The organism is Pseudomonas sp. JL27(2026) (assembly GCF_056933555.1).
This window is the reverse complement of record NZ_CM167794.1, coordinates 384620-397633: the sequence shown is the minus strand read 5'-3', so window position 1 is coordinate 397633 and position 13014 is coordinate 384620. Positions and strand designations below refer to the sequence as shown.

Genomic DNA, 13014 nt, shown 5'->3' with positions numbered 1-13014 from the left:
TTATATGCGTGGGATTGGGGCGAAAAACCCAAGTCGGGGCACTGGCATGCAATTTGCTCCCTTGTGAGGCAGGTTGCCTTGGCAGAGTATTCGCGCCGGCAGCACCCACATTCTAAGGGCACTCCACTACCCGCCCGAAGCCACCCGGAGGACACTATGTCGAAGTCGGTTCAACTCATCAAAGATCATGACGTCAAATGGATTGATCTGCGCTTCACTGACACCAAAGGCACTCAGCACCACGTGACCATGCCGGCCCGTGATGCGCTGGATGACGATTTCTTCGAAATCGGCAAAATGTTCGACGGTTCCTCCATCGCTGGCTGGAAAGGCATCGAAGCCTCCGACATGATCCTGCTGCCGGACGACTCGACTGCCGTGCTCGATCCGTTCACCGAAGAGCCGACCCTGATCCTGGTGTGCGACATCATCGAACCTTCGACCATGCAAGGCTATGACCGCGACCCACGCGCCATCGCCCACCGCGCCGAGGAATACCTGAAGTCCACCGGCATCGGCGACACCGTGTTCGTCGGCCCGGAGCCTGAGTTCTTCATCTTCGACGAAGTGAAGTTCAAGTCCGACATCTCCGGTTCCATGTTCAAGATCTTCTCCGAGCAAGGCTCGTGGATGTCCGACCAGGACGTAGAAGGCGGCAACAAAGGCCACCGTCCAGGCGTCAAAGGCGGCTACTTCCCGGTTCCACCATTCGACCATGACCACGAAATCCGTACCTCCATGTGCAACGCCATGGAAGAAATGGGCCTAGTCATCGAAGTTCACCACCACGAAGTGGCGACTGCCGGCCAGAACGAAATCGGCGTCAAGTTCAACACCCTGGTAGCCAAGGCTGACGAAGTTCAGACCCTGAAGTACTGCGTACACAACGTGGCCGATGCCTACGGCCGCACCGCGACCTTCATGCCTAAGCCTCTGTACGGCGACAACGGCTCGGGTATGCACGTTCACATGTCCATCTCCAAAGATGGCAAGAACACCTTCGCTGGCGAAGGTTATGCCGGCCTGTCCGACACCGCCCTGTACTTCATCGGCGGCATCATCAAGCACGGTAAGGCCCTGAACGGCTTCACCAACCCGTCGACCAACTCCTACAAGCGCCTGGTTCCAGGTTTCGAAGCACCGGTAATGCTGGCCTACTCGGCTCGCAACCGTTCCGCATCGATCCGTATTCCTTACGTGTCGAGCCCTAAAGCTCGCCGTATCGAAGCACGCTTCCCGGACCCGGCAGCCAACCCGTACCTGGGCTTCGCTGCACTGTTGATGGCTGGCCTGGACGGCATCCAGAACAAGATCCACCCAGGCGACGCTGCCGACAAAAACCTGTACGACCTGCCGCCTGAAGAGGCGAAAGAGATCCCGCAAGTGTGTGGCAGCCTGAAAGAAGCCCTGGAAGAGCTGGACAAAGGTCGTGCGTTCCTGACCAAAGGCGGCGTATTCAGCGACGACTTCATCGACGCTTACATCGCCCTGAAAAGCGAAGAAGAGATCAAGGTTCGTACCTTCGTACACCCACTGGAATACGAGCTGTACTACAGCTGCTGATCCGGTAGCGCTCGCGCAAGCGGCGTGACTCAAAAGAGACCTCCTCCGGGAGGTCTTTTTTATGGGCGCTGATTTCCCAAGCCACTGCATCCATGGATAATCCGCGAATTTCGTGCCTGACTCGGCGCACCAGACGAAGGGATTCGCATGAAGTGGACACACCTGGCCCTGATCGGCTGCATCGCATGGGGTACCGCCCACGCTGCACCCTTCTATGACGGCAAACCGTTGGCTCATCCGATACTCGACAACCTGTCGGAAAGCTCGATGACCCTCGCATTCTTCAAGGAAGCCGATGGCGTCAAAGGCTATTACAGCCCCAGCAATGCACCCGAGCAATCACCGCAACTGCTCGATAACTTCGGCAACGCCTCGATCGAGTCTGTCTTCGCCATGTCGCTGGACAGCGAGAGGCCGACCCGCTTCGTCCTGTTCAAGCAGCAGGGTCGTTACCAGGTACATGCCTACCGCTACGACGCCAACGATCATCTTTATAGCCAGGTCGGCTCGCTGCAAAAAGCCCTCGACCGCATCGTCGACGGCAAGAAAACCCTCGACGCCCTCACGGTCAAAAAGGCCCTGGCCCAACTGACGCAACTCAACCACCGCTTCTTCTTTGAAAATTCGGACATTGCCGAATTCGATCAGATCGACCATACCCAAGGCACGCTGGTCGGCTACTTCGACGATAGCCAGCAACTGATCCGCCACACCCCGCCGGGCGAGGAACAACTGGCCTACAAGAAAACCTTCCAGAAAAAGGATGGCCGCTTCCTGACCGTCACCTACTGGCGCGGCTACGGCAAACCCCTGCATGAGGGCTCGCGTACGGTCTACAACTATCAGGTCAGCCAGATCGCCTGGGAAACCGATCCGACCCGCTACCGCGGCAGTGAAGACGGCGACAGTGTTGTGTACGGCTATGGTTTCATCCGCGCGCAAGGCAAGTACAGTCACGGCCTGCGCACGGGTGAATGGCACTTCAGCGAAGGCTGGGAAAACCAACAGAGCGGCCCTTATGTCGAGGGCAAGCGTCAGGGCCAATGGTATGTCACCTCCCCTGAGAATACCCAGACCGGCCTTTATGAAAACGACCAGCGCGAAGGCCGCTGGGACATCCTGCCCTCCGAAAACGATGAACCTGCCGATAACGACATCCAGGGCTTCGACACCTACGTCCACGACCAACTCAATGGCCCGAGCGAGCGCCGTGTCGGCGACAAAACAGTGGAACGCGGCCACTACCTGAACGGCAAGCGCCAAGGTCCCTGGCTCACAGAGGACGGCAGTGGCAACTATGAGAACGGCTCCTGGACACCCAACGCCCCATGATGCACAGCCTCCTTCGCGAGGCCTCTGCTTGACGAGCCAAGGCATCGCAGGCCCCAGATCCCGATCAATTGCATGACGGGATGTGAACGCCTTGGGCCAACTCTCGTCGTTGGCCTATGCTGCAACCCAACGTCTTCGTTTATCGGTCGATTTTTATGGGTCGTGGTTTTCTGCTGATACTGCCTCTGATTGCCCTGCCTGCCGTCGCGCAAATCTACAAGTACACCGACGCCAACGGCAACGCTGCCTACAGCAATCAGCCGCCCGATGGCGTGAAGAGCCAGCCGGTTGAGCTGCCGCCGCTCAACCAGGTTGAACGCCAGCAACCGGCAGCCGAACAACCCTCCCCCCCGCGCAACGACAGCAGCGCCGCGTATGCCGTGCTGGAACTGACCGGCCTGCCCACCGAAGAAGCCCTGCGCGCCAACAACGGCACCTTCACGGTCGGCGTGCAGATCCAGCCCCGCCTGCAAGGGCCGCATCTGTTGCGATTGCTGCTGGACGGCCAGCCTTATGGCCAGCCGAGCAACGTGCCGCGCCTGCAATTGGTCAACATTGATCGCGGTGAACACAGCCTCGCGGTGCAGGTACTCGCCGCAGAACGCGTGGTCCAGCAAAGCCCGACGGTGACCTTCACCGTTCAGCGCGTGCATACGCCATGAAGCGCTGGCTCATCATCACCAGCCTGTGGTTGATTAGCCTGCCGGCGCTGGCGGAGGTTTACACCTACCTCGACGCTCAGGGCAATCGGGTGTTCACCGACCAGCCGCGACCCGGCAATGCAAAACGGGTACCGCTGGCACCGGGCAATCGCATGGCAGCCCATCCCGTCGGCACCACGCCAAACGCCTCGCCCAGGAAGACTGAAGAAACACCGCTGTTTCGCTACGAAATGCTTCGGGTACTGGTGCCAGACCCGGATGCCTCCGTGCGCAGCAGCGCGGGTGAACTGATCGTCAGCGTCACCAGCGAGCCCGGCCTGCAACGCGGGCACCGTTACCGGCTGTTGCTGGATGGCAAAGCGACCGCCGAGCCGGGGCCCAGCCCGGTGTTCGCCCTGAGCAATGTTGATCGCGGCAGCCACCACCTCGCGGTGGAGATACTGGACGAGCAAGGACGCATCGTCGAACGCACGGCCAACCAGCCATTTCACATGCTGCGTATCTCCCTGGCGCAAAAGCGCCAGGTCACACCCTGCGTGATGACCGACTACGGAAAACGCCCGGAATGCCCCCTCGCCGACAAGCCTGAAGAAGAAAAAGTCGGGATTTTTCCTTTCTTCTAAACACCTCCCAAGTTTGCGCACTATATTGGTGCAATAGGTTGCACCCTACCCACTTATCAACCCATTTTGGTTCGAAAGTACCCGTCGAAGCTGGCAGAACGCCACGCGATCGAGCTTCAAACGCCCGTTTCAGGGGTTTATTGCTTCTTTTCGGAGCCTTGGTTTGGTTTTTGCATTTTCCTCGCATCAGCGCTCAACCCGCGCGCGCAATCCGGGATCGCCCCTGGGTTGCCCTGCTCCAAAAGAGGTCCTAATGACCATCAGCGACGCACTGCACCGCTTGCTACTCGACAACCTGACCACCGCTACCATTCTGCTCGACGCCCAATTGCGTCTTGAGTACATGAACCCCGCGGCAGAAATGCTCCTGGCCATCAGCGGCCAGCGCAGCCACGGGCAATTCATCAGCGAGCTGTTCACCGAGTCGACCGAAGCCCTGAATTCCCTGCGCCAGGCCGTGGAGCAAGCGCACCCGTTCACCAAGCGCGAAGCGATGCTCACCGCCCTGACCGGCCAGACACTGACCGTGGACTACGCGGTAACACCGATCCTGAGTAACGGCGACACGCTGCTGCTGCTCGAGGTCCACCCGCGTGACCGCTTGCTGCGCATTACCAAGGAAGAAGCGCAGCTGTCCAAACAGGAAACCAGCAAGATGCTGGTGCGCGGTCTGGCTCACGAGATCAAGAATCCGCTCGGCGGGATTCGCGGCGCCGCCCAGTTGCTGGCCCGTGAACTGCCGGAAGAAAGCCTCAAGGACTACACCAACGTCATCATCGAGGAAGCCGATCGCCTGCGTAACCTGGTGGACCGCATGCTCGGTTCGAACAAACTGCCGTCGCTGGCCATGTGCAATGTCCACGAAGTGCTGGAGCGCGTGTGCAATCTGGTGGAGGCCGAAAGCCAGGGCTGCATCACCTTGGTGCGCGACTACGACCCGAGCATTCCCGACGTACTGATCGACCGCGAACAAATGATCCAGGCCGTATTGAATATCGTGCGCAACGCGATGCAGGCCATCAGCAGCCAGAACGAACTGCGCCTGGGCCGCATCACCCTGCGCTCACGCGCCATGCGCCAGTTCACCATCGGCCACGTGCGCCATCGCCTGGTGACCAAACTCGAGATCATCGACAACGGCCCGGGGATTCCTGCGGACCTGCAAGAGACCATCTTCTTTCCCATGGTCAGCGGTCGCCCGGACGGTACCGGGCTCGGCCTGGCCATTACCCAGAACATCATCAGCCAGCACCAGGGCCTGATCGAATGTGACAGCCATCCAGGCCACACCACGTTCTCGATCTTTCTGCCACTGGAGCAAGGAGCCCCATCGACATGAGCCGTAGTGAAACCGTGTGGATCGTCGATGACGACCGTTCTATCCGCTGGGTCCTGGAAAAAGCCTTGCAGCAGGAAGGCATGACCACGCAAAGCTTCGACAGCGCTGATGGCGTGATGAGCCGCCTGGCACGGCAACAGCCGGACGTGATCATCTCCGACATCCGCATGCCGGGTGCCAGTGGCCTGGACCTGCTGGCCCGGATTCGCGAGCAACACCCACGCCTGCCGGTGATCATCATGACCGCGCACTCCGACCTGGACAGCGCCGTGGCGTCCTATCAGGGCGGCGCGTTCGAGTACCTGCCCAAGCCGTTCGACGTCGATGAGGCGGTATCACTGGTCAAGCGCGCCAATCAGCACGCCCAGGAGCAACAAGGCCTGGAAGTCGCACCTGCGCTGACCCGCACCCCGGAAATCATCGGCGAAGCGCCGGCGATGCAGGAAGTGTTTCGCGCCATCGGCCGTTTAAGCCATTCCAACATCACCGTGCTGATCAACGGTGAGTCCGGCACCGGCAAAGAACTGGTAGCCCACGCGCTGCATCGACATAGCCCACGAGCAGCCTCGCCGTTCATCGCACTGAACATGGCAGCAATTCCCAAGGACCTGATGGAGTCCGAGTTGTTCGGCCATGAAAAAGGTGCATTCACCGGCGCCGCCAACCTGCGGCGCGGACGGTTCGAGCAGGCGGACGGCGGCACGTTGTTTCTCGATGAAATCGGCGACATGCCCGCCGACACCCAGACCCGCCTGCTGCGCGTACTGGCGGACGGTGAGTTTTATCGCGTTGGCGGCCATGTGCCGGTCAAGGTCGATGTGCGCATCATTGCCGCGACTCACCAGAACCTGGAAACCCTGGTGCACGCCGGGAAATTCCGTGAAGACCTGTTTCACCGTCTGAACGTGATCCGCATCCACATTCCACGCCTGTCGGACCGTCGCGAAGACATTCCGACCCTGGCCAAGCACTTCCTCGCCCGCGCTGCGCAAGAGCTGGCGGTGGAACCGAAGCTGCTGAAAAGCGAAACCGAGGAATACCTGAAGAACCTGCCGTGGCCAGGCAACGTGCGTCAGCTGGAGAACACCTGCCGCTGGATCACGGTGATGGCGTCAGGTCGCGAAGTGCACATCAGCGACCTGCCGCCAGAGCTGCTGAACCTGCCGCAAGACTCGGCCCCGGTGACCAACTGGGAGCAAGCACTGCGCCAATGGGCCGATCAGGCGCTGGCACGCGGTCAATCGAGCCTGCTCGACAGCGCAGTGCCGAGCTTTGAGCGGATCATGATCGAAACCGCCCTCAAACACACCGCTGGCCGTCGCCGCGACGCCGCCGTCCTGCTGGGCTGGGGCCGTAACACCTTGACCCGCAAGATCAAGGAATTGGGAATGAAGGTTGATGGCGGGGAGGATGACGAGGTGGATGAGGGTTAAGCAGCCTTTGGATCTTCACTGACCGTTCGATCCAATCGCGAGCAGGCTCCCACAATGGACTTTCAGTGTGTTCACAATCGAGTGAACACCTTTGAACCCTGTGGGAGCGGGCTTGCTCGCGAATACGGTTAAGATGTCGACTGATACGACGCCTTCGCGAGCAAGCCCGCTCCCACATTTAAAGCTCCGTGCACCGACTGAATGCACCGTGAACCGCAATCGCGCACGGTCGTTGATCCAGAATCCCGCCCGCACTCGTAATCGACCCCCTATCGAAAGAACACGAAAGCCCCGGCACGCGGGGCTTTGAGTGTTCCAGAACAACATTCTGTTTCATTTTATTAAAACCTGGCACGCCCCCTGCAATAGCTCAAGTACTACCCAGTTTCGGGGACCTTGGTACAGGCAGGCCGGGGATTCCCCTCTTTACATCCGGGGTTCACAACGAACCCTCACCCGTTTTGGGGTTCCTGATACAGGCAGGTCAGGAATTCCTTCTTTACACCGGGCTAAGCCGCCTGTGCGACAGAGCCCTCCCGTTTCGGGAACCTTGGTACAGGCAGGCCGGGGATTCCCTCTTTTATTGCGCCTGAAGATGGATCTCCAACCGCCAGCGGTCACCGACCTCGCTGCTGGCCCATTCGCCCTTCAGGGGCCGGGCCGCCACCAGTGTCAGCAACAAGCCCTTGTCACTCAACCGCACCCGCCAGTTCACGTCCTTGTCGTTGAGCTTCAGTTGGCCTTTCTGCGCCTTGCCTTCGGCCTCGAACAGCAACGCAACGCTACCGTCGATCAGTTCGCCATGGGTCTTGGGCTCATTGTTGAACCACACCACCAAACCATCACCGCTCACCTCGACCTGCTGTAACTCGGTAGGGTCAGGGGTGGTCAGGCGACCGATCATCATGCCGACCATCACCCCCACAATCGCCAACGAGGCCATCACCCGAGGGAATAGCTTCGGCCGCGGGTCCACTTCCGGCGTAGAATGCCGGCCATCTTTACCTTCGGAGCCGTGCATGTTTCACGTCATCCTTTTTCAACCAGAAATTCCGCCGAATACCGGCAACGTTATCAGGCTGTGCGCCAACAGCGGCTGCCACCTGCATTTGATCGAACCGCTGGGCTTCGAGATGGACGACAAACGCCTGCGCCGGGCCGGACTCGACTACCACGAGTATGCCACCCTGCAACGCCACGCGGACCTTGCCAGCTGTCTGGAAAGCCTTGGCCATCCTCGGTTGTTCGCCTTCACCACCAAAGGTTCGCGGCCGTTCCACGACGCCAGCTTCGCCGAGGGTGATGCCTTTCTGTTTGGCCCGGAAAGCCGTGGCCTGCCGGCCGACGTGCTGGATGCCCTGCCGGCCGAACAACGCCTGCGCCTGCCCATGCGCGAAGGCTGCCGCAGCCTGAACCTGTCCAACACCGTGGCGGTGGCCGTATACGAAGGCTGGCGCCAGCTCGGCTTCAAGTAACACCCCCATAACAAATGTGGGAGCGGGCTTGCTCGCGAAGAGGTCATCAGCTTCAACATTGATGTTGACTGACACACCGCTTTCGCGAGCAAGCCCGCTCCCACATTGGACTTGCTGCGACGCTCAGGAACGCTTACTGAACGGTCTGTGCGCCGTCTTGCTGCATACGCTGCAGTTCTTGCGCGTACAGTGCGTCGAAGTTCACCGGGGCCAGCATCAGGGCCGGGAACGAACCGCGGGTCACCAGGCTGTCCAGGGTCTCGCGAGCGTACGGGAACAGGATGTTCGGGCAGAACGCACCCAGGGTGTGGCTCATCGACGCATCGTCGAGGTTCTTGATCAGGAAGATACCGGCCTGCTGGACTTCAGCAATGAACGCCACTTCGTCGCCGTTTTTCACGGTCACCGACAGGGTCAGCACGACTTCGTGGAAATCGCCTTCCAGGGCTTTCTGACGGGTGTTCAGGTCCAGACCGACGCTCGGTTCCCACTGCTGGCGGAAGATTGCCGGGCTTTTCGGGGCTTCAAACGACAGGTCACGCACGTAGATGCGCTGCAAGGAGAATTGCGGTGCAGTTTCTTCTTCGCTAGCGGCAGTGTTCTGTTGGTCAGTCATCTCAGATCCTTCTTGATCTTGGGGTCTTGTAGGGTTTGCTGTTTTTGGCTGCTCTTAAGTGCGGCAGTCAGGCCTTGAGCAACGCATCAAGCTTGCCAGCGCGGTCCAAAGCAAATAAATCATCACAACCACCCACATGGGTGCTGCCGATCCAGATTTGCGGCACGGACGTGCGCCCCGCTTTCTGACTCATTTCGGCACGCACCTGCGGTTTGCCATCGACCTTGATCTCTTCGAAGGCTACGCCCTTGTTCTCGAGCAGGTACTTGGCGCGCGAGCAGTAGGGGCAGTAATCGCTGGAATAGACGACGACGTTGGTCATTTCACTTCACCAGCGGCAGATTGTCGGCTTTCCAGCTCGAAACACCGCCAGACAGCTTGGCAGCGGTGAAACCGGACTTCATCAGCTCGCGGGCGTGGGTACCGGAGTGCTGGCCCATGGCGTCGACCAGAATAAGGGTCTTGGCCTTGTACTTTTCCAGTTCGCCAACGCGAGCCATGAGTTTGTCCTGCGGGATGTTCAGCGCGCCAACGATGTGGCCTGCGGCGAAATCCTTGCTTGGACGGATATCGATCACTACGCCCTCGTCCTTGTTGACCAGCGCCGTCAACTCACCGGTGCTGAGGCTGCGACCGCCGCGGCTCAACTCATGGGCAATCAACAGCGCCAGCAAGATGACGAAGGCGCCTACGAGCAAGTAGTGTTCAGTGGCGAATTGAATCAGGTGAGCAACCATCAAGGAGGTTCCAGGGCGTTAAAATGTCGGCCAGTATACACAGCCACTATGGTGGGCCAAACCCCGTCCGGCGGTGACGCCGAATGAACTTGCCTTTAAACTGCCACTCCCTTTTCCATCGCCTCTTTTAACTTAAGCCAGAGTGGAATCTATGACTACCACGCCTAAACCTTTGGTCCTGATGATTCTCGACGGCTTCGGTCACAGTGAGAGCCAGGAATCCAACGCCGTGTTCGCGGCCAGGAAGCCGGTCCTCGACCGTTTGTACGCCACTGTGCCGAACGGCCTGATATCGGGATCGGGCATGGATGTCGGTCTGCCGGACGGTCAGATGGGCAACTCGGAAGTCGGCCACATGAACCTCGGTGCCGGCCGGGTGGTGTACCAGGACTTCACCCGCGTGACCAAAGCGATCCGCGACGGCGAGTTCTTCGAGAACCCGACTATCTGTGCGGCGGTGGACAAAGCCGTTGCCGCCGGCAAAGCCGTGCACTTCATGGGCCTGCTGTCCGATGGCGGTGTTCACAGCCACCAGGATCACCTGATCGCCATGGCCGAACTGGCCTTCAAGCGCGGTGCCGAGAAGATCTACCTGCACGCCTTCCTCGACGGCCGCGACACGCCGCCAAAAAGCGCGCAGTCGTCCATCGAACTGCTGGACGAAGCCTTCAAGACCTTGGGCAAAGGCCGGATCGCCAGCCTGATCGGGCGTTACTTCGCCATGGACCGCGACAACCGCTGGGACCGCGTGGCCCAGGCCTACAACCTGATCGTCGATGGCAACGGCGAATTCAACGCCGCCACCGCTCAGGAGGGCCTGCAAGCAGCCTACGAGCGTGGCGAGAGCGATGAATTCGTCAAAGCCACCAGCATCGGTGAGCCGGTCAAAGTGGAAGACGGCGACGCCGTGGTCTTCATGAACTTCCGCGCCGACCGCGCCCGCGAGCTGACCCGGGTGTTCGTCGAAGACGACTTCAAGGATTTCGAACGCGCCCGCCAGCCAGAACTGGCCGGTTTCGTCATGCTCACCCAATACGCCGCCAGCATTCCTGCACCATCGGCCTTCGCGCCGGGCAGCCTGGAAAACGTACTGGGCGATTATCTGGCAAAAAACGGCAAGACCCAGCTGCGTATTGCCGAAACCGAGAAGTACGCCCACGTGACCTTCTTCTTCTCCGGTGGCCGTGAAGAACCGTTCCCCGGCGAAGAACGCATTCTGATCCCGTCGCCAAAAGTCGCCACTTATGACTTGCAGCCCGAGATGAGCGCCCCTGAAGTCACTGACCGGATCGTCGACGCCATCGAAAACCAACGCTATGACGTGATCGTGGTGAACTACGCCAACGGCGACATGGTCGGTCACAGCGGTGTGTTCGAGGCGGCGGTGAAAGCCGTTGAATGCCTGGACCTGTGCGTCGGCCGGATCGTCGAGGCACTGGAAAAAGTCGGCGGCGAAGCGCTGATCACCGCCGACCACGGTAACGTCGAGCAAATGTCCGACGAATCCACCGGCCAGGCCCACACCGCCCACACTACCGAACCCGTGCCGTTCATCTACGTGGGCAAGCGCGACCTCAAGGTCCGCGAAGGCGGCGTGCTGGCCGACGTGGCGCCAACCATGCTCAAACTGCTGGGGCTTGAGAAGCCTGCGGAAATGACCGGCACTTCGATTCTGGTCTGAATGAAGGGGGATGAGTCAAATCCCCCCGACACAACACAAATCAACTGTGGGAGCGGGCTTGCTCGCGAAAGCGGTCTGTCAGGCGACATTGATGTCGGCTGACACGGCCTCTTCGCGAGCAAGCCCGCTCCCACATTGGTTTTGCGGTGTTTTTACCCCCGAACCTGCTCCAGTTATCACACAGCCCGAAATGGACGTTTTTTTTGCAGCCTTGGGCGGGCATACTAGGCTGTCTTTTTTCCCTCTGGTGTCGCCCGCCTCTATGCTCCGCGCCCTGATTGCCCTTGCTCTGACCTGCCTGCTCCTACCGGCCTTCGCCGACGAGCGCGCGCAAACCCAACAACAGTTGGACGCCACGCGTCAGGATATTGCCGAGCTGAAAAAGCTGCTGGGCAAATTGCAGGAAGAAAAATCCGGCGTGCAGAAAGAATTGCGCGGTACCGAAACCGAGATGGGCAACCTGGAGAAGCAGGTCGACACGCTGCAAAAAGAGCTCAAGAAAAGCGAATCCGAGCTGCAGCGACTCGATGCAGAGAAAAAAAAACTCCAGAGCGCGCGCACTGAACAACAACGACTGATCGCCATCCAGGCCCGCGCGGCCTATCAGAACGGCCGTCAGGAGTACCTCAAGCTGCTGCTCAACCAGCAGAATCCTGAAAAATTCGCCCGCACCCTGACCTATTACGACTACCTGAGCCAGGCACGCCTGGAACAGCTGAAGAGTTTCAACGAGACCCTGCGCCAACTGGCTAATGTCGAGCAGGACATCGCGATGCAGCAGGCCCAGTTGCTGGTGCAAAAAAGCAGCCTGGACAGCCAGCGCGATGAACTCGACAAGGTCCGCAAGGAACGTCAACAGGTGCTGGCCAAGCTCAGCGACGACGTGAAGGCCCGCGATCAAAAGCTGCAAGCCCGCGAGCAGGATCAGGCCGACCTGTCTAAAGTACTCAAAACCATCGAAGAAACCCTGGCGCGTCAGGCCCGAGAGGCAGAAGAGGCGCGACAAAAAGCGTTGATCGCCCAGCAGGAAGCCGAAAAAAAGCGTTTACGTGAGGCTCAGGCAAACGCCACTGACGCCCCACGCAAACCGGTTAAATCAACACCCGGCGCCCTGGTTTCAAGTTCAGGCGAGACCTTCGGCGGCCCTTTTGCTTCAACCCGTGGAAAACTTCCATGGCCGGTTGATGGTCGACTGCTTGCCCGCTTCGGTGAAACCCGTGGCGACGATGCCCGCACCAAATGGGATGGCGTGATGATCAGCGCCTCCGCCGGCAGCCAGGTGCATGCCGTACATGGCGGGCGCGTGGTGTTTGCCGACTGGTTGCGTGGCGCCGGCCTGCTGGTGATCCTGGACCACGGCAATGGTTTTTTAAGTCTTTACGGCCACAATCAGACACTGCTTAAAGCGGCGGGAGATGTGGTCAAGGCAGGCGAGTCCATCTCCACTGTGGGTAACAGTGGCGGCCAGGACACGCCCGCGTTGTATTTCGCTATTCGTCAGCAGGGTCACCCGAGTGATCCAGCACAATGGTGTCGTGCGCAAGGATAAGCGC

The 13014-nt window shown here is 59.7% G+C and carries 13 protein-coding genes; 9 read left to right on the top strand and 4 right to left on the bottom strand.

Features of this window, described 5'->3' with window-relative positions:
• The first annotated feature begins 156 nt into the window (after positions 1–156).
• The 6 genes from glnA (at position 157) to ntrC (ending at position 6952) form a co-directional block, all read left to right on the top strand.
• Positions 157–1563 (top strand): glutamate--ammonia ligase, encoded by a 1407-nt coding sequence (gene glnA, locus AC1Z1G_RS01820; protein ID WP_483624372.1) that lies wholly within the window; start codon positions 157–159, stop codon positions 1561–1563.
• 147 nt (positions 1564–1710) lie between these two features.
• Positions 1711–2895 carry a hypothetical protein gene (locus AC1Z1G_RS01815; protein ID WP_483624370.1) on the top strand — a complete coding sequence of 395 codons (1185 nt, stop codon included), beginning with the start codon at positions 1711–1713 and terminating at the stop codon, positions 2893–2895.
• Between the two features lie 155 nt (positions 2896–3050).
• Entirely contained in the window at positions 3051–3557 is a 507-nt protein-coding gene (locus AC1Z1G_RS01810) for a DUF4124 domain-containing protein (protein ID WP_483624368.1), read from the top strand.
• Positions 3554–4180: a DUF4124 domain-containing protein gene (locus AC1Z1G_RS01805; protein ID WP_483624366.1), complete on the top strand. Its 627-nt coding sequence runs from the start codon at positions 3554–3556 to the stop codon at positions 4178–4180. Before AC1Z1G_RS01810 ends, AC1Z1G_RS01805 begins: the two co-directional genes overlap by 4 nt.
• Positions 4181–4433: 253 nt before the next feature.
• Positions 4434–5519: a nitrogen regulation protein NR(II) gene (gene glnL / locus AC1Z1G_RS01800; RefSeq protein WP_347903330.1), complete on the top strand. Its 1086-nt coding sequence runs from the start codon at positions 4434–4436 to the stop codon at positions 5517–5519.
• Positions 5516–6952: a nitrogen regulation protein NR(I) gene (gene ntrC, locus AC1Z1G_RS01795; protein WP_483624364.1), complete on the top strand. Its 1437-nt coding sequence runs from the start codon at positions 5516–5518 to the stop codon at positions 6950–6952. The genes glnL and ntrC overlap by 4 nt, the downstream gene beginning before the upstream one ends.
• Before the next feature lie 580 nt (positions 6953–7532).
• Here the strand turns inward: ntrC and AC1Z1G_RS01790 are convergent.
• On the bottom strand, positions 7533–7973 hold the full coding sequence (locus tag AC1Z1G_RS01790; RefSeq protein ID WP_483624362.1) for a hypothetical protein: 441 nt from the start codon (positions 7971–7973) through the stop codon (positions 7533–7535).
• Between AC1Z1G_RS01790 and AC1Z1G_RS01785 the strand changes: the two genes are divergently transcribed.
• Positions 7972–8427 carry a tRNA (cytidine(34)-2'-O)-methyltransferase gene (locus AC1Z1G_RS01785; RefSeq protein ID WP_347903328.1) on the top strand — a complete coding sequence of 152 codons (456 nt, stop codon included), beginning with the start codon at positions 7972–7974 and terminating at the stop codon, positions 8425–8427. The two genes, AC1Z1G_RS01790 and AC1Z1G_RS01785, sit on opposite strands and share 2 nt — an antisense overlap.
• A 133-nt stretch (positions 8428–8560) precedes the next feature.
• On the opposite strand, the gene secB is transcribed toward AC1Z1G_RS01785, so the two are convergent.
• From secB to AC1Z1G_RS01770, 3 genes are all read right to left on the bottom strand, one after another.
• Positions 8561–9043, bottom strand: a complete 483-nt coding sequence (secB, locus tag AC1Z1G_RS01780; RefSeq protein WP_347903326.1) for a protein-export chaperone SecB — start codon at positions 9041–9043, stop codon at positions 8561–8563.
• Between the two features lie 67 nt (positions 9044–9110).
• Entirely contained in the window at positions 9111–9365 is a 255-nt protein-coding gene (gene grxC / locus AC1Z1G_RS01775) for a glutaredoxin 3 (protein WP_347903324.1), read from the bottom strand.
• A gap of 1 nt (position 9366) precedes the next feature.
• Positions 9367–9780, bottom strand: a complete 414-nt coding sequence (locus AC1Z1G_RS01770; protein ID WP_483624359.1) for a rhodanese-like domain-containing protein — start codon at positions 9778–9780, stop codon at positions 9367–9369.
• 151 nt (positions 9781–9931) lie between these two features.
• Between AC1Z1G_RS01770 and gpmI the strand changes: the two genes are divergently transcribed.
• Both gpmI and AC1Z1G_RS01760 read left to right on the top strand, forming a co-directional pair.
• On the top strand, positions 9932–11461 hold the full coding sequence (gene gpmI / locus AC1Z1G_RS01765) for a 2,3-bisphosphoglycerate-independent phosphoglycerate mutase (RefSeq protein WP_483624357.1): 1530 nt from the start codon (positions 9932–9934) through the stop codon (positions 11459–11461).
• 262 nt (positions 11462–11723) lie between these two features.
• Positions 11724–13010, top strand: a complete 1287-nt coding sequence (locus AC1Z1G_RS01760; protein ID WP_483627726.1) for a murein hydrolase activator EnvC family protein — start codon at positions 11724–11726, stop codon at positions 13008–13010.
• The last annotated feature ends 4 nt before the right edge of the window (positions 13011–13014 follow it).

Bases quoted from the DNA above. Each gene is read 5' to 3' on its own strand.
- glnA (WP_483624372.1), top strand. From the start codon at position 157: ATGTCGAAGTCGGTTCAACTCATCAAAGATCATGACGTCAAATGGATT.
- AC1Z1G_RS01815 (WP_483624370.1), top strand. From the start codon at position 1,711: ATGAAGTGGACACACCTGGCCCTGATCGGCTGCATCGCATGGGGTACC.
- AC1Z1G_RS01810 (WP_483624368.1), top strand. From the start codon at position 3,051: ATGGGTCGTGGTTTTCTGCTGATACTGCCTCTGATTGCCCTGCCTGCC.
- AC1Z1G_RS01805 (WP_483624366.1), top strand. From the start codon at position 3,554: ATGAAGCGCTGGCTCATCATCACCAGCCTGTGGTTGATTAGCCTGCCG.
- glnL (WP_347903330.1), top strand. From the start codon at position 4,434: ATGACCATCAGCGACGCACTGCACCGCTTGCTACTCGACAACCTGACC.
- ntrC (WP_483624364.1), top strand. From the start codon at position 5,516: ATGAGCCGTAGTGAAACCGTGTGGATCGTCGATGACGACCGTTCTATC.
- AC1Z1G_RS01785 (WP_347903328.1), top strand. From the start codon at position 7,972: ATGTTTCACGTCATCCTTTTTCAACCAGAAATTCCGCCGAATACCGGC.
- AC1Z1G_RS01790 (WP_483624362.1), bottom strand. From the start codon at position 7,973: ATGCACGGCTCCGAAGGTAAAGATGGCCGGCATTCTACGCCGGAAGTG.
- secB (WP_347903326.1), bottom strand. From the start codon at position 9,043: ATGACTGACCAACAGAACACTGCCGCTAGCGAAGAAGAAACTGCACCG.
- grxC (WP_347903324.1), bottom strand. From the start codon at position 9,365: ATGACCAACGTCGTCGTCTATTCCAGCGATTACTGCCCCTACTGCTCG.
- AC1Z1G_RS01770 (WP_483624359.1), bottom strand. From the start codon at position 9,780: ATGGTTGCTCACCTGATTCAATTCGCCACTGAACACTACTTGCTCGTA.
- gpmI (WP_483624357.1), top strand. From the start codon at position 9,932: ATGACTACCACGCCTAAACCTTTGGTCCTGATGATTCTCGACGGCTTC.
- AC1Z1G_RS01760 (WP_483627726.1), top strand. From the start codon at position 11,724: ATGCTCCGCGCCCTGATTGCCCTTGCTCTGACCTGCCTGCTCCTACCG.